This is a genomic window from Moraxella lacunata, assembly GCF_900453205.1.
In the GTDB taxonomy this organism is placed as follows: Bacteria; Pseudomonadota; Gammaproteobacteria; order Pseudomonadales; family Moraxellaceae; genus Moraxella; species Moraxella lacunata_B.
The window spans coordinates 134,623-156,382 of record NZ_UGQU01000004.1 but is presented as its reverse complement, the minus strand read 5'-3'; the positions used below and the strand labels follow the sequence as shown (position 1 = coordinate 156,382).

Genomic DNA, 21,760 nt, shown 5'->3' with positions numbered 1-21,760 from the left:
GTCATGGAACTTGGCTTAGGCTTGGTTTTTACAAGGTAGAAACCAAACAAATTAGCTTTCGGCGGCTACTTTAAATAGCTGACGACCACGGTAAAAACCGTCTTTGGTCGCATGATGGCGAATGTGTTTTTCGCCAGTGGTAGAATCAATGCTTAGAGTGGCAACGCTGATACGGTCGTGAGAACGACGCATATCACGGCGTGAACGGCTTTTGCGGTTTTGTTGAACTGCCATGATAGCTCCTAAAATAAAGTACGGCAAATGACTGCCAAATTTAATGAAAGTGGGTATCTGTGGCGGTAGCATCATTTTCGCCTAATCAAATGGGTGCAGATACATTAAACGCCCTATTATACCAAAAATTTGACATTTTAAAAGCCCATTTTTGCAAAATTTACAAAATATTGCTTAGCCCGACAGTTTACCCTTTAACTGCCCCAACACGGCAAAGGGGTTTTCGGCAGGTTCGTCCGCCACGTCGCCCACGCTGTCCGTGTGCATGTCGCAGTCATCATGGCGTGGCGAGAGCGGAATGGCAAGCAGTAGCTCATCTTCTAGCATGTCCGCCACAGGGAGCATTTTTTTGTCATCGGGACAAATCTCATCTAGCAGGACATAATCTGCCGTCTCATCTAGGGCTTCTAGGTAGCCAATCTTGTTTTCGCTCTCTAAGATTGCCATGCGGTAATTGCCCGAGACATCCACAGACATGGAGTCAAGACAGCGTTGGCACGCCACGGACAGCACCGCTTTGACATCATAGGTTAGCCACAGGATTTTGTCTTGTCGGGCGAGCATCAAGGCAACGCTTAGCACATCATCACTAGCGATAACCTGCCCTGCTAGGCGTGGCAAGGCAGTCACAGGAACATCGCCCTGCCATGTAAAGCCGATGTCTGCCCATTTGTCAAAGGCGATGTTTTGGGGTAGTGTACCCGATTGGTGCGTGGGTGCGGTCATCTTGTCATCATCATAAAAATTTGGCTTATTATTTCATAAAACCTGCCAAAATTCACGCAAAATTTGTGGAGCGTGGTATAATTTTTGTTTTTAGATTCAGATAACACCCCATGAGCACCACTGATTTTAGCAAGCTGGGTCTGCACGCCCAAACATCACTCTGGCAAGCCTTTTATGATGACAAAACCATACAGGCGTGCGTGGCAGACGTGTGCCGTTTTGATGAGACATATCGCACGCTAAAACAGACATGGCAAACCCTAAGCGATGATGAGCATGAACAGACCGACTGGCTCATCGCTCTATTTAATCATCTCTATCAGCACAGCGCCATGCCGACCCTACTTGTACGTGGTAAGAGCGAACCTGAATACTTTGCTGGCAAAGACGGCATGCCTGCTCGCATTGAGTTCGCTCACGGGTTTTTCCAAAGTGCGTTGCATGAGATAAGCCATTGGTGCGTGGCAGGGGCAACACGCAGGGGACTTGATGATTTTGGCTACTGGTACTGTCCTGACGGGCGAGATGAGATGACCCAACGCCAGTTTGAGAAAGTAGAAATCAAACCCCAAGCCATCGAATGCCTGCTGTCATTGGCATTGGGGCGGTATTTTTATGTCTCAGCGGACAACCTAAATGCCGATTTTGACACATCAAACAGCACCTTTGCCACAGACGTGTACGCCCAAGCTCATGCCTATTTGCAAAATCCACACGCACCGTCTTGCCTTTTATCCAAAGATGCCAAACGCCTGATTTGGGTGTGTTTAGACATGAATATGGTAAGGTAAACGAGGAATTTATAAATATCATTTGCCCCCGAAAACCCATCTAACACATTATCAATTTATAAGGACAATCCATGAAAACACTCTATATCCATCCCGACAACCCCCAACCCCGCCTGATAGACGAAACGGCAACTGCCTTATCATCAGGCAAAGTCATCATCACACCGACCGAGTGTGGCTATCGTTTCGCCTTTGGGATGAATGCCAAAGACGCCTTTGAACGCTTGGTGCGTCTGGGACTAGATGAGTCCGATTTGCTGTTGGTGTGCCAAAACATCAGTCAGCTGTCGGACGTGGCGGTCGTAGCAAATGATGCTTTTCGCACCCTAAAAAGCGACTTTACGCCCCATCACGCCTTTATCTTGGAGCCGACCAAAGCGGTCAATAAAAAAATCATCAGCAAAAAATCACTTCGCTTTACCACGTCCGCCACGCCCGTGATGACGGCACTGTTAGAGCAAATTGGCGAGCCATTTTTTATCGCTCCACTCGTCTATCAAGGCGAGCCTGTCAGCGAGCATTATGACATCACAGACAAATTAGACTCACAAGCAGACATCTTTGTGGATGTAGGCGTGATTGATGATATTGAGATAAGCGTGGTTGATTTGATGGGTTAGGATTTATTTTTAACATCCAAACCTTAACTCAATAATGCCAATTTTAAAAAACAAAAAGGTGCAAATCGCACCTTTTTATCCGTCTTGCCTGTTATTTGCGGTCGGGCAAATTGATGTTCATTTCAAGCACATCAAGGCTTTCTTCATGACGCTGTTTGATATTGACATCATCAATCTGTACGCCACTGATGAATTTATTGACCACCGCCAAAATCTCACGCTTCATCTCATCCACACGCTCAGGGGTTAAGCGAGTGTTTAGGCGGTCGTGGCTTGCGACGATGACTTTTAGGCGGTCTTTGGCGATAGACGCACTGGTTGGCTCATCGCCCCCACCAAATAACGTACTCCAAAATCCTTTTTTCATATCAGCCCCCGAACAACTTAGCAAAGAAACCTTTCTTTTTGACATCAATGTGACGCAAAGGACGGTTTTCACCCAAGAATCGTGCCACGATGTCATCATAGCATTGACCTGCTGCCGAGTCTTTAAAATAAATGACAGGCTGACCGTGGTTTGACGCTTCTAGCACGGCATTCGACTCTGGAATGACGCCGATGAGTGGCACTTTTAGAATGTCATTGGCAATGTCATCAATGCCCATCATCTCACCGTGAGCGGCACGCTCTGGGTTGTAGCGAGTGATGATGAGATGTTCTTTGACGCTACCACCTTCTTCGACACGTTTGGTGCGAGACTGCAAGATACCAATGATACGGTCAGAATCTCGCACGCTCGATACTTCTGGGTTGGTGACAATCAAAGCTTCATCGGCGTGATACATGGCAAGCTGCGCCCCACGCTCAATCCCTGCCGGACTGTCGCAGATGATGTAGTCAAAGCCCAGCTCATCAGACAGCTCTTTCATGACCGCCGCCACGCCTTCATCGGTTAAGGCGTCTTTGTCACGGGTTTGCGAGGCAGGCAAAATGTACAGATTTTCCTGCTGTTTGTCTTTGACCAGTGCTTGTGAGAGCTTGGCATTACCACTAATGACATCCACAAAGTCATAAACAATGCGGTTCTCACAGCCCATGATAAGGTCAAGGTTACGCAAACCCACGTCAAAGTCGATGATGACCGTCTTATAACCACGCTCTGCCAGACCTGCCCCAAAAGACGCACTGGTGGTGGTTTTGCCCACACCGCCTTTACCTGATGTTACTACGATGATTTTTGCCACAGGGCAACTCCTTATAATTTGGTATTGCTACATTTAGTAATTTAGCAATTTAAAAAATACTTTGTGCTCAACTGTCTTTTTTATCATTGCTGTCATTTTTACCCTAATTCATCAATGATTTACTACCAGTCAAGATTTAGAAAAAATTTATCTATTTTACCATAATTTTAAACAATGATAAACCAAACCCATCATGCCATGAGCGTAAAGATAAGCCCCTTATCTTCATCATAGCTGACTTGCACCGCCTTATCTATCATCTCAGGCGGAATGGCGTCGCTAAGACAGTAGGTGCCCGCCACTGAGACCAGCGTGGGGTTGAACTTTTGGCAAAAAATGCGGGCGTGTTTGTCGCCTGTCGCCCCTGCCACCAGTCGCCCTTGTCCATGTCCATAGATGTGCAAACTGTTGTCAGTAATGGCTTCTGCCCCTTTATTGACCCCACCAATGACAATCAAATCACCGCCCAAATGTTGCAGGCTCTGACCTGAGCGAAGCATTTGGCTGTGTACGCTACTGGTGACGCCCTGCTCTTGTTTGGAGGTGTTATCGGCAGTGTCCAACCCTAGGGGAGCAGTTTGGGTTTGGGTGGCGGTCGCTTCTTTTTGGGCTGTCGGCTGATTGGCGGACTCGCCTGCTTGTCCTGATGGCTTAGCTTCTGATGACTGGGCGTTATTAGCGTTCGTATTGTCCGCCTTTCTAGGGGCAGGACGTGAATCGGTCGGCTTGATACGCTCCATGCGTTTGCCATCGGCAGGAAAAGTCGCCAGTCGCAGGGCGTTTGCCTGCTCACTTAGCACGCCATCAACCACACCTATCGGCTGTACGCCCATCTGCCACAACATCTCAACCAATGCCGACAAATCAAGCTTACACTCACTGTCTAGCACCACAGGCACGGACGTGTTGTCTTTTAATAGAACACTTAGTTCATCTTGAATGGCGGTCAGGTCGTCAGTGTGCAGTTTTAGACGGCTAAAACTGAGCATTTTGCCAAATAAAGTAATCGGTTTCATAACATCATCACCTAAAATTTTGCCAATTTTACCATTTTTTTTGCTGTTTTGGGGCAAAATCATCGCCTTTGGGTGGCGATTTTGGCATTTTTAGTGATGAGTGGCACGGGTTTATTTGGCAAAATGATGAATCCTTTACCCCACCCTCACTTTGTATAAGCGATTGATTTATCAAGAACGAATGTAATTCATCCCCACAATCTAAAAAATAATCATTGAAAAATCAATAAGTTGTAACTTTAAATTGAGATTAAAGCACCCTTTTATAAATGCAACTGCTCTTTATGTTTCCACTGCTGGACTTTGACTTGCTTTTCAAAGGCATTTAGAGCGTCATCAATCACCCCACTCACGAGCTTTTGTAGTTGTGGGTGTGTGGTATCAATGCTTGCCACCCCTTTGGCGACATTGACCATCAGGGCGTCTAGGGTTTTCTCATCAAACAAATGCTCATTGACCGCCATGGTGACATTCTCGCCAATATGACGACCCACACTCGTAATCTGCGACTCTATCATGCCCCCTGCGATGGGAATGAGTTTAAGATAACGTCTTAGCTCAGGCGTGTCAAGCAGTGCCTGCTCAACGGACGTGCCGATGTCATGCGAGAGCTGTTGCCCTGTCTGTGCCAAAAACGCCTGCTGTAACTTCGGGGCAAGCTCACGGCGAAGCAAATCAAGCACCACGCTCTCAAACTCAGCACGGTTACGGTCAATGGTCGTCTGAATCAGCGTGCCATGTGTCTTGGACTGTGCCATCTGCTCACGAAAGTTGTCAATGGCGGTCAAAATCACCCTGTCCGAGAGTTCTTCTAAGATAACATGATAATAAAACTGGGCGGATGTTATCCACTTTTTGGGAATGACCATCACGCCTGTGTCATGCAAGCGTTTGATGATAATCCCTGCTCGCAGTAGTCTTAACGCACGAAGCATGGGAAAACACGCCAGCACTTCATACCAATGCACAAAGGGAAAAAAGAACCAACGATAATAAGTGCGACGTTTGATGGCAAGTAGCCACCGCACCAACAGCTCACTCACCCAAAACAGCGTAAACATTCCCCCAATGGCGGATAAACTAACATGATATCGCTCTTGATAAGCACTAAGCATGCCACTAAATCCACCCCATTCGGCAAGTTTGGTCACAAGTCCGCTCATCAAAATGTTATCGGCAAATATCAAACACAGGTCAATAACCAGCAGGATAAGCATGCCGACATCGTAGATGATTTTGGTGCGACTTTGCTTAGCGGTCGGCTCTCGCTCGTCTTTGTCCGTGCCAAAGAGCGGAATGACATCGTCTGGCACATCAGACGGTTGGGGGATTTCTAGGTCGGACAACTCGGGGGTGTGTTTGCTACTCATGGTGTTTTTGCTATGATTAAACTTGTAAACATTGGGGTATTGTAAAACTTTTTGGGCGGTTTTAAAAGGTTTGGTTTTTCTGTCTTGTTTTTAGCTTTATACACCCAAAAAACTTCAAAATTACCACAAACGCAAGATGTTTGGATGTAGGGACGTGCTGAACACGCCCCTAAAAATGACAATATTAAAAGATGTGTGGAGCCAATCCCTACAAACCTGTGGTAAATATCAGGTTTGTTGGGTATAGGATATGGGGCAAATATCATCTACCCCACCATGAAAAATAATCACTGACAAATCAATAGGTTAGAATTTTAAGCTAAGATTGGCATTTTAAGCCATGCTAGACCTGCTCAAACTCACGCATCATCTGCCCAATTCGCTCATCTTTGACAGTCCACACCTTATCCAAAAAGTCAAACAGCTCCGCCTTGACCGTCTCATCGCTGTCGTATTTGCCATCTTTTAAATCAGCAAATAACCGCTCATCCATGTCCAGATGACGAATGTCCACCCCCAAACGGGTCATCTTACCTGCCCACAGCTCGCCATAGTCGGGCACGCCATCAGGATAGACCACCGTCATGTCCAGTATGCCATCTATCTTATCGCCCAAACTGGCGATGGCTAAGGCAAAGCCCCCTGCTTTGGGCTTTAATAGGTGCTGATAAGGCGAGTTTTGGCGGGCGTGTTTGTCTTTGCTAAACCGTGTGCCTTCTAGGTAGTTGAGCAGAACAAATGACTTGTCAGCGAGCAGTCCACAGGCACGTCTGGCTTCTTCCAAATCCCGAGTGGCAAGGGCAGGATTTTTGGCGATTTGTGCCTTAGAGTGGCGTTTCATCATCGGAAAATCCAAAAAATAAAACGCCTGCCCCACGATAGGAATATAGAGCAGTTCATGCTTGGCAAAAAATCGAGTAATCGGCAACCGTGACTCACTCACATACTGCACCACGCTTGTATCCACCCATGACTGATGGTTGCACACGAGCAGATACCGCCCGTCTTTTTTTAGGTCGTCAGGCACCGATATCCGCCAGTCACGCTTTGGCATGAGCGTATCTAGCAGGCGGTTGTTGGTGTTAATCCAGTGATTGGCGATAGATAGTACCGCCTTATCGCCCTGCTTTGAGCCAAGCATCTTGGCAAGCCCCGCCCCATATAACGGCACGCTGATTGCCACGCTGTTAGCAACCATCGTCCCAAGCCCCGTACCTAGGCGGAGTTTTTGGGCAAGTTTGGGGTGTTTGTCATGGATTTTTTGAAAAAAGGAGGTGGTATTAGGGTTATTTTTATGCATACGAAAACCGCCCATCAGATAAATGTAACAATTTGTGTCAAAATCTACTCGTCATCAGCCCATCAGGATAAGTACCAACCGCACCCCGATGTCGCTTGATGATGGGTGTATTATTATGCACTATTTTAGCAAATTTTTATCAAAATAATCAAAAACATCAAAAAAATAATTAAAAATTATCAAAGTTTTCAAAGGCTTTTTTAAAAAATGACTTTGAAAACAAATAAGCCGATTTTGCCATCATTATTATTTAAAATAAGTAAAAAAATCTTGGTAAAAACCGCCCATTTTGACAAATTTTGATACAATTTTACCAAAATTGTTGCAATTTTAGGGCGTGCCTGCCTTTGGTATTTGCAATGAAAAATGAGAAAAATCGCCCGTTTTTCAAGGAAAAAACGTAGGCTGATAGTCATTCTATCAGACAAGTTTTTGACGATGAAAAACAAGATTTAGCCATTTTTCATGCAAAAATGGATTAAAATTATCAAATTTCCATCTTATTTTATAAAAATGTTATCAAGGGTAGGCACGCCCTAAGTAAGAATTGCCCCTGTTTTAGGGCGATTGTGCAAAATACCAGTCCATTTTTACAATTAAAATAACCGATTAACTACATACTTATAACAAATAAGAGAGTTTTTTACGGCATAATAGTCTCATCAACTGGTTTGGGCTTGGTTTAAATATCTGTTTAGATTTTAATATTTAAACACTCATATCAAAGTTAAGCCCAAACCGCATTTGAGGACTTTCATTTTACCATCTCTAATAGGAGCATCCCATGAAAAAAATTCTTACCATCACCGCCGTTTCTGCAAGCATGATTTTGGCAGGCTGTGCCAGCACTGGCACCACAGGCGTGAATGACACCACCAAAAAAGCAGGTCTTGGTGCATTGGGCGGTGCTGCCCTAGGTGCTGCCATCTCTAAGGCAACTGGCGGTGAAAAAACAGGTCGTGATGCTGCCATCGGTGCTGCCATCGGTGCAGGTGTTGGTGCTTACATGAGCAAGCAAGAAGCCAAATTAAGACAGCAAACCGCAGGTACAGGCATTGAAGTACAAAGAGACCCTGTCACCAACAACATTAACTTGTCTATCCCAGAGGCGATTACCTTTAATGTTGGCAGATATGACATCAAGCCTAGCTCGTACAACACCCTAAACCAAGTGGCGAGCACCCTAAACCAATACAACCAAACCACGGTTATGGTAAACGGTTATGCGTCTATCGAAGGTAACGCCAACGCCAACCAAGTACTATCACAAAACCGTGCCGCTGCTGTTGCTAACTACCTAGCAGGTCAAGGCGTGAGTGCCAGCCGCATCAGTGCTATTGGACGTGGTGCAACCACTCAGTTTGGTAGCAGTTATGAGCCAAACCGCCGTGTTGAGCTTACCATCCTAGCCCCGCAAAGCGTGAACTAATCCTTTTTGGATAAGCCAAAACAGGTCATGTACGTGACCTGTTTTTTGTTTTTAATTTTTCTTTTTAAAAGCCATCATGTTAAAATATTTTTAAACCCAATACATCACCACCCATGCCCCACACCAATTTATTCGCCCATTTTGACAAACATGACATCACGCTCATCATCCACAAAAAAGCCGTCAAAAACGTCAATTTTCGCCTAACATTCATAAACGCTCGCCCCTGCTTTGCTGTCAGCGTGCCACGTCATCTGTCTGATGATGACATCCACCGCCTTATCATGTCCAAGTCCGCATGGGCAATGGCTCACGCCCACAAACGCAAACACACCCACGCCGACCACAGCCCAAGCCATGCCCATCCCAAGCTGTGGGGCGAGCCTTTTGACATGGCAGATTATCTAACACAGCACTCCATCAGGCTATCAAAACAGCAACGCCAAGACCCCCACGCCTGCCGACTTGCCATCTATGAGCATGAACTCAAAGCTCGCCTGCCTGCTCTGGCAGACACATGGCAGCCTGTGGTCGGTCGCTTTGCCGATGAGATTCGCACCAAGAAAATGCACACTCGCTGGGGCAGTTGCAACACCCATGAAGCTCGCATTTGGCTATCCACTTATCTGCTCGCCTACCCCTACCCCTGCACCGAATATGTCTTTGTGCATGAGCTGTGCCATCTTATCCATCCCGACCACAGCCCTGCCTTTTGGCATGAAGTCAAAAAAGCCATGCCTGACTATCAGACATGGCATAATTTGCTAAAAGGCAAGCCTTAATTGGCTTAGCCTTTGGCTTCGTGGGCGGTTAAGGCTTCATTAAAAATCTCGCTTAGGATTTTGACGTCATTGACCCGTGCATAGTTTAGGCGAGTGACGAACGCCAATCGTCTGTGGGGTCCTGTCTCATTTAGGGGTAAGGCGGTCACGTCATCGCCGATTTGCTCTAACGCCATCTTAGGCACTAGGGTCGTCCCCATGCCCACTTTTGCCATCTGAATGAGCGTGTTGAGCGTGGCATCAGAAAAGCCTGATTTTAGCTCGTTTTTATTCATGGTACAAACCGACAGCACTTGGTCGGTCAAACAATGCCCCTCACCCAGTAGTAACACGTCATTTTCAAACAGCTCCGTGCTTGAAATACTCGCTTTGTCGTGCTTACTGTCCTTGGGGAAAATGGCATAAAAATTCTCCGCCCAAAATTCAAAGGCATGCAACCCATCAACAGCATAAGGCAGAGCCACGATGGCGGTGTCAATATGCCCATAACGCACCTGCTCTAACAGACGTTCGGTCTGTTTTTCGGTCACCGCAATCTCAAACTGGGGGTGCTTGTCTTTGAGCGTTGGCAACACTTTGGGAAGCAGATACGGGGCGATGGTCGGGATAATGCCTATCGTCATGGGGTAGGCAAGGGGCAACTGATGGCTATGGGCTCGGGTCGTTAGGTCATTAATCTCGCTAAATACTCGCTGGGCTCGCTCCAACAGCTCTTCGCCAATGGGCGTGATTAGCACCTGCTTGTTGTTACGCTCAAAAATCTGCGTGTCTAGCTGTTTTTCAAGCTCGGCAATACCAAGACTTAGGGCAGATTGGGAAATGTTACACTCTTCGGCAGCACGTTTAAAATGCTTGTGCTTGGCAACGGCAAGGGCGAACTCTAACTGACGCAGGGTAATCATCACGCATTCCTTATTTTAAAAAATCGTACCTGCTATTTTACACCTAAGTTTGATAAAACAAAACCTTTTATTTAAAACTTTTAACTGGATAAACCGTTAATTTTTGTTATCATGTAATGACTTTAAGGATTTTATCCTTTGATGAGTAAGCTTCAAACGCTCATCACATTGACATTTTTAACAACAAACCATAGGTGACAATATGACTGCTATCATCAACCAACAGATTCCAGAATTTACCACCGAAGCTTTTGTAAATGGCGAGTTCAAAACCATCTCATCAGAAGACACCAAAGGCAAATGGTCTATCTTCATGTTCTACCCACACGACTTTACGTTCGTATGCCCAACTGAGCTTGAAGACATGGCTGACCACTACGAAGAGCTACAAGGTCTTGGCGTGGAAGTGTATGCCGTATCTACCGACAGTCATTTTGTTCACAAAGCATGGCACGATTCATCTCCTGCCATCGGTAAAGTAAAATACCCAATGCTAGGCGACGGCACTGGTAAAATCACTCGTGGCTTTAACATCATGATTGAAGAAGAGCATGCTGCATTGCGTGGTACTTTCTTGGTAGACCCAGACGGTCTTATCAAAGTTGCCGAGATTCACGACCTAGGTATCGGTCGCTCTGCCAAAGACATGATTCGTAAAGTCAAAGCTGCCCAATACGTGCGTGAAAATGACGGTGAAGTCTGCCCAGCCGCTTGGGAAGCAGGCCAAGAGACCTTGAAGCCAAGCCTAGACCTAGTTGGTAAAATCTAATCAATCCGTTTAGGTTTAAAAATCCGCTCATTTGGGCGGATTTTTTATTAAAAGCGTGTTAATATAAGGGGGCAAGTTTTGGTGTGCAAAGCTCAAAATCAATAATAAACGGTGTGTGGTACACCCTACGGACTATAAATTAAGGTCATCGATGATGAATAACAGAAATTTATTTTTGAATAAAAATATTATCTTTACTCAACATTGGAAAAGCATTAATTTGGCGGATATTGAGGAGATCATTCCAAATAATTTTCTTGGCCGGCAAGACTTTATTGATTTTTATCTGTTAAATAATGGCGGTTTATTTCATCATGGGGCATTTTTTTATAGAGATGTATTTTATAAAATAGAAAATGATTTATATCTACCCATCGAGATATCTAGCTTTTATTATATGCCAAAAATTGGAGATAAAGAAAAATCAGAATATCTAACCAGCATTATAGAGGCAAATACTGATAGACATGGCTTTTCTGATTTTATTGATGATATCCTTGATTTTGATGTGATATTTGCCACAAATTTTTCGGGTAATGATTTTTGTATAGACGGTCAAACTGGTGAGATAAAATATATTGATTATCATGATGAAAATGCAATAATCATAGCACCTTCTTTTAAAGAATTTTGCGAGCATATACAACCCAAAAGAAGGATTAACCTATAAAATAGATATTGCATTTAAAATAATCACAAGGTGCGTGACATGTACCCTACGGAGTATCACGGTTCTTTTACGTTCAAAATTTCTCTGATTCTTTTTTCTAAATGTGACGCAAACCAAAATCGAAAAAACTCGTAAAACTGTGCTTCTTCTTGTATGATTGGTGCAGTCTTTCCATTTTGCCATAGTTGCAAACCAGAAATACCTCCAATAACTAATTGAATTTCCGAATAATTGGATTCTCTCTCTTTATCGTAATTCTCTTGTTGGTGTATTTTAATCCATCTTTTGTTGCGAATACCCATTGTTGTTATAGGGATTGGGTTAAGCAGTCTAGGTGCTTTTAATATCTCATCCAAACTTGTATCCAATGAGCCTACTTTATTAAAAACTTCTATTATATAACTTTTTGCCATTTCTTCGCTAATGATACGACAAAACACATAATCCCCTTGTTTCTCTTTATGAAACTTCTCACTAAATCTTTTTTCATCGGTATCATAAGGGATAAATAATGGAATGGCAAATATCTCCCCACCTTTTAAATTCAAATCTTTCATTATATTTTCCTTATATTTTTGAGCGGAAGTTATGATATATTACACTCATCTCCCAAAGTTTGCAATTTGCATTAGTATAGCACAATCATTTACAAACAGCTCTTATGATTTTTGACCGAAATCTTAATAAAGTCAATCCTAACTGGTAAAATCTGGTCTAATATTTGCCCTAAAAGCAGAACAACCCAAACCGCTTAGCCATCAGGTTAGGCGGTTTTTATTTATGACAAAAACATCGGTCAAGTTGGTGAATGTGTGTTAAAATTGTTGTTCTTCATTTTTAGTCATTCCATTGACAACATTGAGACGATTGGTATTGTTAAATAAAGATAGATTTTAAGGTTTTCCGTTCGGACTGAGCTTGTCGAAGTCTAGGAAAACCGTTATGGTTCGACAAGCTCACCACGAACGGCTTTCTAGAAAAGTATACTCAATTAACAATACCAGACGATTTTATGACACTCTATCGCACCCTATTGGCAGTTACCGTGTCTGCCACCCTACTGACCGCTTGTAGCAAGACCGAAGCCCCAGCCGAACAGCCTGCCAATACCGCAGAGACCGCCCAAACTACCCCTGCTAAGACCACCAACGTCAATTTGGATAACTCACCAAGCATCGCCATGATGAACAAAATCTTGCAAGCGTCCACGCTCATGCATTTGGCACAGACCAATCCTGACATCACCGAAGAGCAAGGGGCTTGTCTGATGTCCAAAGACGGCGAGGCGACCTATCATGAGACCAGCAAGCAGACGCTTGTGGACGCTGTTGGCGTTGAAGGTATCCAAGAAGCAGATAAATTCTATGAAAGCGAAGTCGGTCAAAAGGTACTAAAATACACCGAACAACAAGAAAAACTGGCTCGTGGTGAGAGCATTGATGGCGAGCCTATCGTCATGACCGAAGAAGACCAAGCCAAGATGGTGGAGATGAGTCAGAGCGAAGCCAACCAAAAACTAGAAGCTGCCATGCAAGAGAGCATCACCCCCGAGAAGATGAAAGCACTCATTGAAGACTTTGCCACCAAAGAAAAAGCTCGTTGCAACATCAGCTAATTTGATAAATCGCAAAAATCGCTCAATATGTTGGGCGATTTTTTATCATCAAAAAATTACAGCCAAACAAAAACACAGGTCATCCAACCTGTGTTTTTTATCACTTAAATGAGCGATTGATTATGCTTTGGTCAAAAGATACTGATAAAGTTCATCTTTTAGAGCCAGTTTTTTGCGTTTTAGCCCTTCAATTTCTTCGGCACGACTGTTGGCGGCAACAGGGTCATTTTCAAGCTTGGTGATTTCTTCGTCAAGCTCGTTATGCTCATCAAACAGCTTAACAAAGTGCAAATCATTTTCGGTTTTTAGTTTGGTGATGAGTTCACGGTATTCTGGGAACATGAAAATTCTCCTGATTTATCAATGGGTTAGTAATATTCCAACAGCTGATTTGATGGCAACTACCCACCAAATCCACTCATTTGGCATGGCTTTATCTTAGCAAGAATTGACGGTATAAGCAAGCAAAATTATGGCTTTTTTCAATTAATTGACTTTGATAAATATCATCTTAAAAACATTCAATTTCATCAATGGTAAAAAATCCCTTATAATATAGTCAAGTTTATTGACAATGATACAATAAGGTTCTCTATGCTAGACAAATCTTTACTTGATGCCATCAAAACTTACAGCACCAACATGACCCGCCCCATTGCCATGATTTTGGGGCAAGGCGACCATGCCAAACGTGCCGAATTGGTGGACTTTTTGGAACAAATCGCAAGCTGTTCGGACAAAATCGGCTTTGACAAAACGGTTGTGGATACTGACCTGTCGTCCATGAGCTTTAAAATCGCCACCGACAACCGTGATACGGGCATTGTGTTTAGTGGCATCCCCGGCGGTCATGAGTTCACGTCCTTGCTACTTGCCATTTTGCACGCAGGCGGTCATACCATGAAGCTGGACGAAGGCATTCAAGAGCTGGTTAAACGCATTCAAAAACCTTTGAAATTCCAAACCTTTGTCTCGCTATCGTGCCACAACTGCCCTGATGTCGTGCAAGCGTTGAACCAATTTGCCGTGTTAAATGACGGCATTGAAAACGAGATGATTGATGGTGGCGTGTTCCCAGAACTTGTTGAAAAAAATAACATTCAAGGCGTGCCTGCGGTGTTTTTAAACGGTAAGCCATTTTTAAATGGTAAAGTTGATACCGCCCGTATCATCGACAAACTTCAAGCCGAGTACCCCGACCTGCTTGCCGAAGGTCAAAGCGAAGAGCTAGAAACCCAAGACGTAACCGTCATCGGTGGTGGACCTGCTGGCAGTGCAGCGGCGATTTATACCGCTCGTAAGGGTCTGCGTGTGGCACTCGTTGCTGACCGTATTGGCGGGCAAGTCAAGGATACCCAAGACATTGAGAACCTAATCTCAATCCCACTTACCAACGGCAACACCTTGGCAAGCAACCTTGCCACACATATTAAAGAATACAACATCACCGTTAAAGAACACGTGAGCGTATCGTCTATCGAAGAAGTCAAAGGCGGTTATCAAGTTACCCTAAACACAGGGGCAAGTTGGACTTCACGCACGCTCATCATTGCCACAGGAGCCAAATGGCGTAAACTTGGTGTCAAAGGCGAAGATGAAAACATCGGCAACGGCGTGGCGTATTGCCCACACTGCGATGGCCCCTTCTTTAAGGGTAAGCCTGTGGCGGTCATCGGGGGCGGTAACTCGGGCGTGGAAGCGGCGTTGGACTTGGCAGGTATCGTTGCTCACGTTACCGTGTTAGAGTTTGGCGATAAACTGCGTGCCGACCAAGTGCTGATTGACAAAGCGAGTGCCAAAGACAACATCACAATCATCAAAAACGCCGCCACGCAGGAAATCACAGCAAATGGCGGTAAAGTAGATAGTCTTATCTATCAAGACCGAGTGTCGGGTGAGAATGTAACTTTGCCACTATCGGCAGTATTTGTACAAATCGGACTGGTGCCAAACTCTGATGTCGTCAAGGGCTTGGTCGATATTACCGCTCATGGCGAGATTGAGATTGATGTCAAATGTCGCACCAATAAGGCAGGGGTGTTTGCCTGTGGGGACGTAACCACCGTGCCTTATAAGCAAATCAACATTGCCATGGGCGAAGGCTCAAAGGCAGGGCTGTCGGCATTTGAGTATCTCATGATGAATTCTTGATTGATTCAAGATTTGCATTTAAAGATCTAATACCCAAAAAGCACACTTGATAAAGTGTGCTTTTTGTTGGCAGATAGTTCATTTGCGTCAAAATTTTGTACACCTGCTAATTTTTAAAAACAGGCTGAAACAATTAAAAAGCCAAGCCCCATCAAGACTTGGCTTAATCGAGCCTTGATGGGGCATGCCAATCTTTCTCCCTTAAGTACGACTAAGGTTGCAAGATTGGTGTCATTATCAAGGATTTTACAGCATTAAAACTTCCACTTGATAGCGACTGTACCGCCATTAGTGCTGGTATTTTTGCTAAATTCTCCTTGATATTGCCCCAAAATTTCAGTATTGGCACTTAGCTGATGACGTACGCCTAGACCGAGCGACCCTGAGAATTTGTCATTCTTTTGGGCAGTTTGGTTAAAGCTAACATCGGACAGACCATTAAATGAAGCACTGATGGTGGGTCGATGGTCGTTTTCTAAATGACCTGCCACGCTACCGATAAGCTGAGTGTTGTCATTGATGGGTTTGGCAAAGTGAACACCGGCGGTGGCACGGACGATGTTGTCAGTGCGTTTTGCCACACTCACACCAAAGTTCCCAACTAAATCAGTGCCATGGACTGTCTCTGTATACCCGTCGCTGGCTAGGCGAGTATAGCGAAGCTGAGCAAATGGCGAAACATGGTCGTTGATGGTGCCAATACGGCGGTCAATGCCGATGCCGATTTGACTGATTTTGGCATCATAGTCGGCACGTGCCTTGCCTTCAAAGACATTGGCCACGTTAATATCACGTTCGGTTTCGATATTGGCACGACCATAACCCACAAAGCCGTTGATACTGGTGTCATCATTGAGCCCATAATCGCCATAAACATAAGCCTGAGTGAGTTTGGTTTGTAGGTTTTGGCGAACCGAAGTGCCTGTGCTGTCAATGTCGCTATCGGAGTGTCCCAGTGCCACACCCAGACGCAAATCATCGCTTGCCATGCCGTCTGTACCCACCACAAAGCCGTGCGAATTGCCGTCAAAGCCTGCAAAACCGCCTCGCTCATCGGCTTTGTGTTTTTGTCCAACGGCTTGTAGCCATACAGAGTTTGACAGATTATCACTGCGTTTAAACAGCGAGCGTCCGCCAGCGTCTGAGCCTTGTGTGATGTCAGCACGGGTGGTAAAGATGCGGTCGGTAACTGCGGTGGTGGCTAGGTTGTGCTGTTCGTTGATGACAGTAGGGGCTTGGGCGTTAATCGCAGGTTGGAGATTTTCGGCGATTTGGCTTAGTTGTTCATCATCAAGTTTTGCCACAGTTTGTAGGGCAACAAGGGTTTTACCCAGCTCGCTGTCAGAGCTGGCAACCGCTTTATCAAGCACGCTTGCTATCTGCAAACCTGCGGTTTTATGGGTGTTTTGGACGGCATGAGCAAATACACCATTGGCAGGAGTTGGCACTGGAGTTGGCACAGGCGTGGGAGTCGGCACAGGTGTTGGGGTTGGAGTTGGCACAGGTGTTGGGGTTGTATTATCTTTATCAACAACCAAATTAACCACATTGCCATCGTACTGAGGGTTAAGATTAGTCTTAATGGCATTACCTTTATTGTCTAGCACATTAAATGCTTGGAACTGACCATTTAGCGTGCCAGCCTTAACCACTTCATTCCACTTGGCACTACTGTTTGCAATAATATTTTTGACAACATCAGAAGCCAGAACGGTTAATTTACCTTGTGCGATATCAAGTGTGCCTGTGGCATTTAACTTACTATAATCGTCTCTGCTTTTTATATCAAGATAAAGGGTCTGACCATTTTTCATGGCATAGTCGCCATTAATGTTTAGCGTGCCATTACCAATAACAATATCACTACCCAGCCCTGATATTGTATTACCATGAGCTGTTAAAGTACCTTTGCCTGTTTTGTAGAAACCACCAAGATTGGTACTAGGATTGTAAGTGCTTACCCCATCTACCAGCTTGACTGCTGAGGCAATGGATACATCAAAGCCATTGGTATCGAAAACAGCACCACCAGTTCCTGGAATGGTCTCATCATTACCAATACCACTAAAATCATAAGCAATGTCATCTCCGCCAATACCCACTTGATCTTCATCTCTAAAATTTTCAAATAATGTTGTTGGCTGTGTGATGATTATTGTTCCACCATCAATATAAATGTTTGATGTACCAGAATTATCAAGATTTCCACGACCAATGTAACCTGTCTTTATACTTGAACCTTTTCTTAGGGAAATAATGGCGTTATCGTTATCATACTCTTTAACAACCCCTCTGCCGTTGCCACCAACAAAAACCTGCTCAGCGGTCAATTTGGATTTATCATCAAGAACGATGTAACCATAACCCTCATTGCCTACATAAACCTGCTTGGCGTTAATTGTTGAATTTTTATCAGCAAAAAGCTCGCCATGACCAAAAATAGCCTTTGTTTCTCCATTATCATGAAATGACTTTTCTTCTTCGCCCAGTTTCAAGATCCCGGTATTTAAGATCGAATTTGCAAGTCTAAACGAGGCTCTGCCTGATTCACCAATGACAAGACGTTCATTGGCAGTAATGGTTGAATTATTTTTAGCCTCAATCTCAGCTTGAATACCAGCAAGTGCTGGGTGTACATAATGGTCTGGATTGCTCAGCCATAACTCCTTAGTGGTCAAAGTACTGCCATCAAGATTTAATTTGGCATATCCATTCTCACCAACCTGTATACCATTTTTAACAGTTAAGCGACTACCATTTGTTAGGTTGAGTGCACCATGACTATCATTAGCATTAGAATTTGATGATTCGCCTAATAAAAGTACATCAGCAATATCAATAATAGCTCCATTGGCGTTTACCGTAGCTTTGCCTCGTTGTCCGATAAGAACCGCATGAGGAATGCGTTCTGGCTCAGCACCGCCACCAGATTGCTCATATTCCGTGCCAACAGAGGTATGCTTAAAGGTCTCGCCCTCGTTAAGGGTGATGGTTACATCATCACTAGGCTTTGAGGCGATGACAATGTAGGGCTTGTTATAAGTTTGATTACCATTGACATTCGCATCAATAAATGTAGAATTGGCATCAGAGAAAAAATCATCAGCCACCGCTACGCCACTCGTTGCTACTGCGGTCGCCAGTACGCTGACCTTAAAAATCTTACCTGATGATTTGCCACACGCTTTGGCAAATTCGCACACGCACTGATAGATGCCTAAACTGCGATTAAAGATAATACGATAAATGTGGTTCATGGGAACTCCTGCTTCTATAAAAATGCCAAAAGATGAGATATGTTAATCAAGCACAGCTCACAGACGTGGATTAACACTATTGTATAAATCATGCATCAATCATACATAAACACAACAGCAAACATAGTTATATCACATAAAACCTACAAATATCGTTCAAAATTCCGACGCTAAGATAAAAGGTATTATTTTTCACATAAAAGGCAGTACAAGGATTGCTTTGATGTTTTAAAATCTCATGTAAATTTCAATGAGCGTACATCAAGCCACTTTCTTGCAACAATATAGTCTGCCAACTTTGAAATAATACTGTGTCAAACTCGCTCGTAGTACTACTTATACAACTTCGCTCGTTTTCCTTGTCTTATTTCAAATTTGTTTGACTACAAAGAGTAAAAAGCCAAATTACAGCCAATGAAATTGAGTCTTGCTACAAAAACCATGGCACTTTTTACCCTAGAAAGCACCACTAACCATTAGGATATTCTTTTAATAGATACCATCAATTTTTTCATCGAAAAGAAACAAGCCCCAAACAAATGTTGGGGCTTTTTACCATTACATTGACACTTTACTTCATGCGACTTATCAAATTATCTTTCATCACAAACTGATGATACAACGCCCCGCCAACGTGGGCGATGACCAGAAACACCAACACATAAAACACCGCCCCTGTGTGCAGTCCGTTCATCACCTTTGCCATCTCTCTGTCAATACCGACCACGCTCGGGAAACTAAACAGCCCAAACACGCTCACACCACGACCGCCATACATACTCATGAGCATACCTGTAATAGGCATGGCAAGCATGGCAACATACAAGCCTAGATGGGTCAGATGGGCTATCGCCGTTTGCCATTTTGGCATGGGCGGGTGCGGTGGGGCTTTGGCGATAAAGCGGTTAATGATACGCAAAATCGTCCAAATAAAAAAACTCGCGCCGATGGATTTGTGCAGACTGATATACTCATCGCCCATATTAATGATCACAAATGCCACGATAATGAGTAACGCCCCTATCCAATGAAAAATGCGAGTGGCAAGGCTGTATTTGTCAGTGTGGCGTGTCGGCTGGCTTGTGGCTGGCGTGGTCATGATAATTCCCCTAAATAAAAAATTCGTTTTATTATAACGAAGTTTTTGGTAAAAATTATAAGACAAAAGTAGCTTTTTGGTAAATCAGCTGTCCAAATCCACCAAGCGGTGAGCGATTAAGTCCAAATCAGGCACGACATACATCTCGCCATCTAGCATGACCGCTTGGTACAGATAGTTTTCTTGTCTTTGCTCACGGTTAGGTAGATTAGGAATGGACAGCTGAATGTTAGCAATCTCTTCATCACTTAGAACAATATCTGTCACATCTGAGATACGGACCCTTCTGGTGGTTAGTTCGCCTGCGGTTTGTAGTGCCAAACGGTGAACGTCCGAGTTACCTTCTAAGACGATGAGCTTGTCCGCCTCAATGTCTTTGGGAATCAGATGATACACCGAGACCTCTTGACCCCGCCACAGATATGTCCAGATTCGCTCATGGTATTCGTCCACGCTCATGATAAGGGCGGTTGGCACCAACCAATCAGGCTGACCGATGGCAGGAATGGCGGTCACCTCAATGGTACCATGCTCAGCGGTAAGCAAGCTTACAGGTTCAAACTGGTGTTTTTGAATTTTTCTCATAACTATTCTCAATCAATGGTAAATGATGATACTATCTTTAATATTCATCATGCTGTTTTGCCAAGAATCATCCATCCGTGATGCATTTGATGGCACGCTTAAAGCGAATTTAGGGCGTCACTGTTTGTCATTGTGAATATTTAAGACCCCGAAGCATGTGATTGATGCGCTTGGCAAGTTCCAAAGGTGTCCCAAAAAATTGGCAAAATCCTGAATCAATCATCGCTTGGGGCTGGCTGGGACAACCACTACTCTCAGGGCTTTGAGCCCATAGGTGACTTTTGTTTTGGGCAATTTGGGCAAGATAGGCAGAACCATCATCACCCATGCCAGAGAATATGATGCCAATAAGTTCACTGCCATACACGTCGCTGGTGTTTTTAAGGAGCTGACTGATGTTCGGCTGATATTCACCCTCCCACGGCTTATCGAGTAAAATCACTCGCCCTTCGCTGTCACAGACGATTTGTTGCTCAATCGGGGCAATCAAGCAAGTCCCCGTTTGTAATCGCTGACTGATGCCAATTACCCGACATCGCCAGTCATTATTGCGAGTGAGTATCTTTGGCAGACCATGAATCATCTCTTTATCAAAATGATGCGCAATTAAAACGGCAAGCGGCAACTCAGGGGAGATGTTATCCAAAAATATCTTCAAAGCATCAGGTCCGCCCATCGATGCTCCCAAAAATAGCACGTATTTCCAAGGGCGTACAGACACATGGGAGATGGTCGTGGATTTTTTATCCGTAGTCTTTATCATGGGCATGCCAAGCGAGTTGCAAAGACGGCGTAGCAGTGAACGTTGCCATTTTTTATAACTCTCATCATGCTTTGGATTGGGAGCCTCTTGAAAACCCACCAACATCAGGCGTGGCTTATGACCATCAATGAGTGCCTGCAACCCATCCAATAAAGGTGGCTCCACTAGCCATACCATCGCTTTGGGCAATTTTGACTTTATCATTATATCAAGCTGTTCGGTACTAAAACAGCCAATAACGTCAAAGCCTGCCTCACGCAAACCATCATCAAAAGCAAGTCGCTGACTGCGTTGGTCACTTACCACAATGACCTTTATGTCCTTAATCTGCTCATCAGATGGCATGATTTGATGGGTGCAAATATCATCAACATCCGAGTGCTGACAAGTAGGACTAACACCAATCTTGCTTTGCCAGTACTGTGCCGCCACACTCAAAGGTCTTTGTTTCGACACATCTTTGTTAGATTCCATCGCCCACCATCATCTTTCATGAA

At 44.4% G+C, this 21,760-nt stretch carries 24 protein-coding genes; 9 read left to right on the top strand and 15 right to left on the bottom strand.

Features of this window, described 5'->3' with window-relative positions; genetic code table 11:
* Positions 1 to 51: 51 nt before the first annotated feature.
* A complete protein-coding gene (gene rpmF, locus DX073_RS13160) occupies positions 52 to 234 on the bottom strand; it encodes a 50S ribosomal protein L32 (protein WP_029103914.1) in 183 nt (60 codons plus the stop codon).
* 174 nt (positions 235 to 408) lie between these two features.
* Positions 409 to 960, bottom strand: a complete 552-nt coding sequence (locus DX073_RS13155; protein WP_115008457.1) for a YceD family protein — start codon at positions 958 to 960, stop codon at positions 409 to 411.
* A gap of 110 nt (positions 961 to 1,070) precedes the next feature.
* Between DX073_RS13155 and DX073_RS13150 the strand changes: the two genes are divergently transcribed.
* Complete coding sequence (locus DX073_RS13150) at positions 1,071 to 1,751, top strand: elongation factor P hydroxylase (RefSeq protein ID WP_115008456.1); 681 nt, start codon at positions 1,071 to 1,073, stop codon at positions 1,749 to 1,751.
* A gap of 71 nt (positions 1,752 to 1,822) precedes the next feature.
* Positions 1,823 to 2,371: a Sua5/YciO/YrdC/YwlC family protein gene (locus DX073_RS13145; protein WP_115008455.1), complete on the top strand. Its 549-nt coding sequence runs from the start codon at positions 1,823 to 1,825 to the stop codon at positions 2,369 to 2,371.
* 91 nt (positions 2,372 to 2,462) lie between these two features.
* Here DX073_RS13145 and minE read toward each other — a convergent pair whose 3' ends face one another.
* The 6 genes from minE to DX073_RS13115 form a co-directional block, all read right to left on the bottom strand.
* Positions 2,463 to 2,738 carry a cell division topological specificity factor MinE gene (gene minE / locus DX073_RS13140; RefSeq protein ID WP_029103917.1) on the bottom strand — a complete coding sequence of 92 codons (276 nt, stop codon included), beginning with the start codon at positions 2,736 to 2,738 and terminating at the stop codon, positions 2,463 to 2,465.
* Position 2,739: 1 nt separating this feature from the next.
* Positions 2,740 to 3,555 carry a septum site-determining protein MinD gene (gene minD, locus DX073_RS13135; protein ID WP_029103918.1) on the bottom strand — a complete coding sequence of 272 codons (816 nt, stop codon included), beginning with the start codon at positions 3,553 to 3,555 and terminating at the stop codon, positions 2,740 to 2,742.
* 191 nt (positions 3,556 to 3,746) lie between these two features.
* Positions 3,747 to 4,571: a septum site-determining protein MinC gene (gene minC / locus DX073_RS13130; RefSeq protein ID WP_258556969.1), complete on the bottom strand. Its 825-nt coding sequence runs from the start codon at positions 4,569 to 4,571 to the stop codon at positions 3,747 to 3,749.
* A 263-nt stretch (positions 4,572 to 4,834) separates the two neighbouring features.
* Positions 4,835 to 5,941, bottom strand: coding sequence for a hypothetical protein (locus DX073_RS13125; protein WP_220186763.1), 1,107 nt, complete (start codon positions 5,939 to 5,941; stop codon positions 4,835 to 4,837).
* Complete coding sequence (locus DX073_RS14555) at positions 5,938 to 6,207, bottom strand: hypothetical protein (protein ID WP_115008453.1); 270 nt, start codon at positions 6,205 to 6,207, stop codon at positions 5,938 to 5,940. The genes DX073_RS13125 and DX073_RS14555 overlap by 4 nt, the downstream gene beginning before the upstream one ends.
* A 77-nt stretch (positions 6,208 to 6,284) precedes the next feature.
* Positions 6,285 to 7,241, bottom strand: coding sequence for an acetyltransferase (locus tag DX073_RS13115; protein ID WP_115008579.1), 957 nt, complete (start codon positions 7,239 to 7,241; stop codon positions 6,285 to 6,287).
* A gap of 784 nt (positions 7,242 to 8,025) precedes the next feature.
* Between DX073_RS13115 and DX073_RS13110 the strand changes: the two genes are divergently transcribed.
* Positions 8,026 to 8,670, top strand: coding sequence for a YiaD family glycine zipper/OmpA-like lipoprotein (locus tag DX073_RS13110; RefSeq protein ID WP_115008452.1), 645 nt, complete (start codon positions 8,026 to 8,028; stop codon positions 8,668 to 8,670).
* Positions 8,671 to 8,783: 113 nt separating this feature from the next.
* Positions 8,784 to 9,452, top strand: a complete 669-nt coding sequence (locus tag DX073_RS13105) for a M48 family metallopeptidase (protein WP_115008451.1) — start codon at positions 8,784 to 8,786, stop codon at positions 9,450 to 9,452.
* Positions 9,453 to 9,457: 5 nt separating this feature from the next.
* Here DX073_RS13105 and DX073_RS13100 read toward each other — a convergent pair whose 3' ends face one another.
* The gene (locus DX073_RS13100; protein ID WP_115008450.1) at positions 9,458 to 10,354 is read right to left on the bottom strand and encodes a hydrogen peroxide-inducible genes activator; all 897 of its coding nucleotides are present in this window, start codon (positions 10,352 to 10,354) and stop codon (positions 9,458 to 9,460) included.
* Positions 10,355 to 10,556: 202 nt separating this feature from the next.
* Here DX073_RS13100 and ahpC point away from each other — a divergent pair, with 202 nt between their 5' ends.
* Together ahpC and DX073_RS13090 are read left to right on the top strand one after the other, a co-directional pair.
* Positions 10,557 to 11,123, top strand: a complete 567-nt coding sequence (gene ahpC, locus DX073_RS13095) for an alkyl hydroperoxide reductase subunit C (protein WP_115008449.1) — start codon at positions 10,557 to 10,559, stop codon at positions 11,121 to 11,123.
* Positions 11,124 to 11,277: 154 nt separating this feature from the next.
* Positions 11,278 to 11,793, top strand: a complete 516-nt coding sequence (locus DX073_RS13090; protein ID WP_115008448.1) for an SMI1/KNR4 family protein — start codon at positions 11,278 to 11,280, stop codon at positions 11,791 to 11,793.
* Between the two features lie 56 nt (positions 11,794 to 11,849).
* Here the strand turns inward: DX073_RS13090 and DX073_RS13085 are convergent, their stop codons facing one another.
* The gene (locus DX073_RS13085) at positions 11,850 to 12,350 is read right to left on the bottom strand and encodes an Imm26 family immunity protein (protein WP_115008447.1); all 501 of its coding nucleotides are present in this window, start codon (positions 12,348 to 12,350) and stop codon (positions 11,850 to 11,852) included.
* 385 nt (positions 12,351 to 12,735) lie between these two features.
* Between DX073_RS13085 and DX073_RS14825 the strand changes: the two genes are divergently transcribed.
* Positions 12,736 to 12,867: a hypothetical protein gene (locus DX073_RS14825; protein WP_258556968.1), complete on the top strand. Its 132-nt coding sequence runs from the start codon at positions 12,736 to 12,738 to the stop codon at positions 12,865 to 12,867.
* Complete coding sequence (locus DX073_RS13080; protein ID WP_115008446.1) at positions 12,806 to 13,408, top strand: hypothetical protein; 603 nt, start codon at positions 12,806 to 12,808, stop codon at positions 13,406 to 13,408. Before DX073_RS14825 ends, DX073_RS13080 begins: the two co-directional genes overlap by 62 nt.
* Before the next feature lie 120 nt (positions 13,409 to 13,528).
* On the opposite strand, the gene DX073_RS13075 is transcribed toward DX073_RS13080, so the two are convergent.
* The gene (locus DX073_RS13075; RefSeq protein ID WP_029103928.1) at positions 13,529 to 13,750 is read right to left on the bottom strand and encodes an HP1242/YdcH family protein; all 222 of its coding nucleotides are present in this window, start codon (positions 13,748 to 13,750) and stop codon (positions 13,529 to 13,531) included.
* Between the two features lie 252 nt (positions 13,751 to 14,002).
* Between DX073_RS13075 and ahpF the strand changes: the two genes are divergently transcribed.
* Positions 14,003 to 15,559 carry an alkyl hydroperoxide reductase subunit F gene (gene ahpF / locus DX073_RS13070; protein WP_115008445.1) on the top strand — a complete coding sequence of 519 codons (1,557 nt, stop codon included), beginning with the start codon at positions 14,003 to 14,005 and terminating at the stop codon, positions 15,557 to 15,559.
* 254 nt (positions 15,560 to 15,813) lie between these two features.
* On the opposite strand, the gene DX073_RS13065 is transcribed toward ahpF, so the two are convergent.
* The 4 genes from DX073_RS13065 to DX073_RS13050 all read right to left on the bottom strand — a co-directional run bounded on the left by DX073_RS13065 (position 15,814) and on the right by DX073_RS13050 (position 21,737).
* Positions 15,814 to 18,816: an autotransporter domain-containing protein gene (locus tag DX073_RS13065; RefSeq protein WP_115008578.1), complete on the bottom strand. Its 3,003-nt coding sequence runs from the start codon at positions 18,814 to 18,816 to the stop codon at positions 15,814 to 15,816.
* Between the two features lie 571 nt (positions 18,817 to 19,387).
* Positions 19,388 to 19,915: a cytochrome b gene (locus DX073_RS13060; protein WP_115008444.1), complete on the bottom strand. Its 528-nt coding sequence runs from the start codon at positions 19,913 to 19,915 to the stop codon at positions 19,388 to 19,390.
* An 84-nt stretch (positions 19,916 to 19,999) separates the two neighbouring features.
* Positions 20,000 to 20,500: a hypothetical protein gene (locus DX073_RS13055; RefSeq protein WP_115008443.1), complete on the bottom strand. Its 501-nt coding sequence runs from the start codon at positions 20,498 to 20,500 to the stop codon at positions 20,000 to 20,002.
* A 127-nt stretch (positions 20,501 to 20,627) separates the two neighbouring features.
* Complete coding sequence (locus DX073_RS13050; RefSeq protein ID WP_258556967.1) at positions 20,628 to 21,737, bottom strand: chemotaxis response regulator protein-glutamate methylesterase; 1,110 nt, start codon at positions 21,735 to 21,737, stop codon at positions 20,628 to 20,630.
* Positions 21,738 to 21,760: the final 23 nt, after the last annotated feature.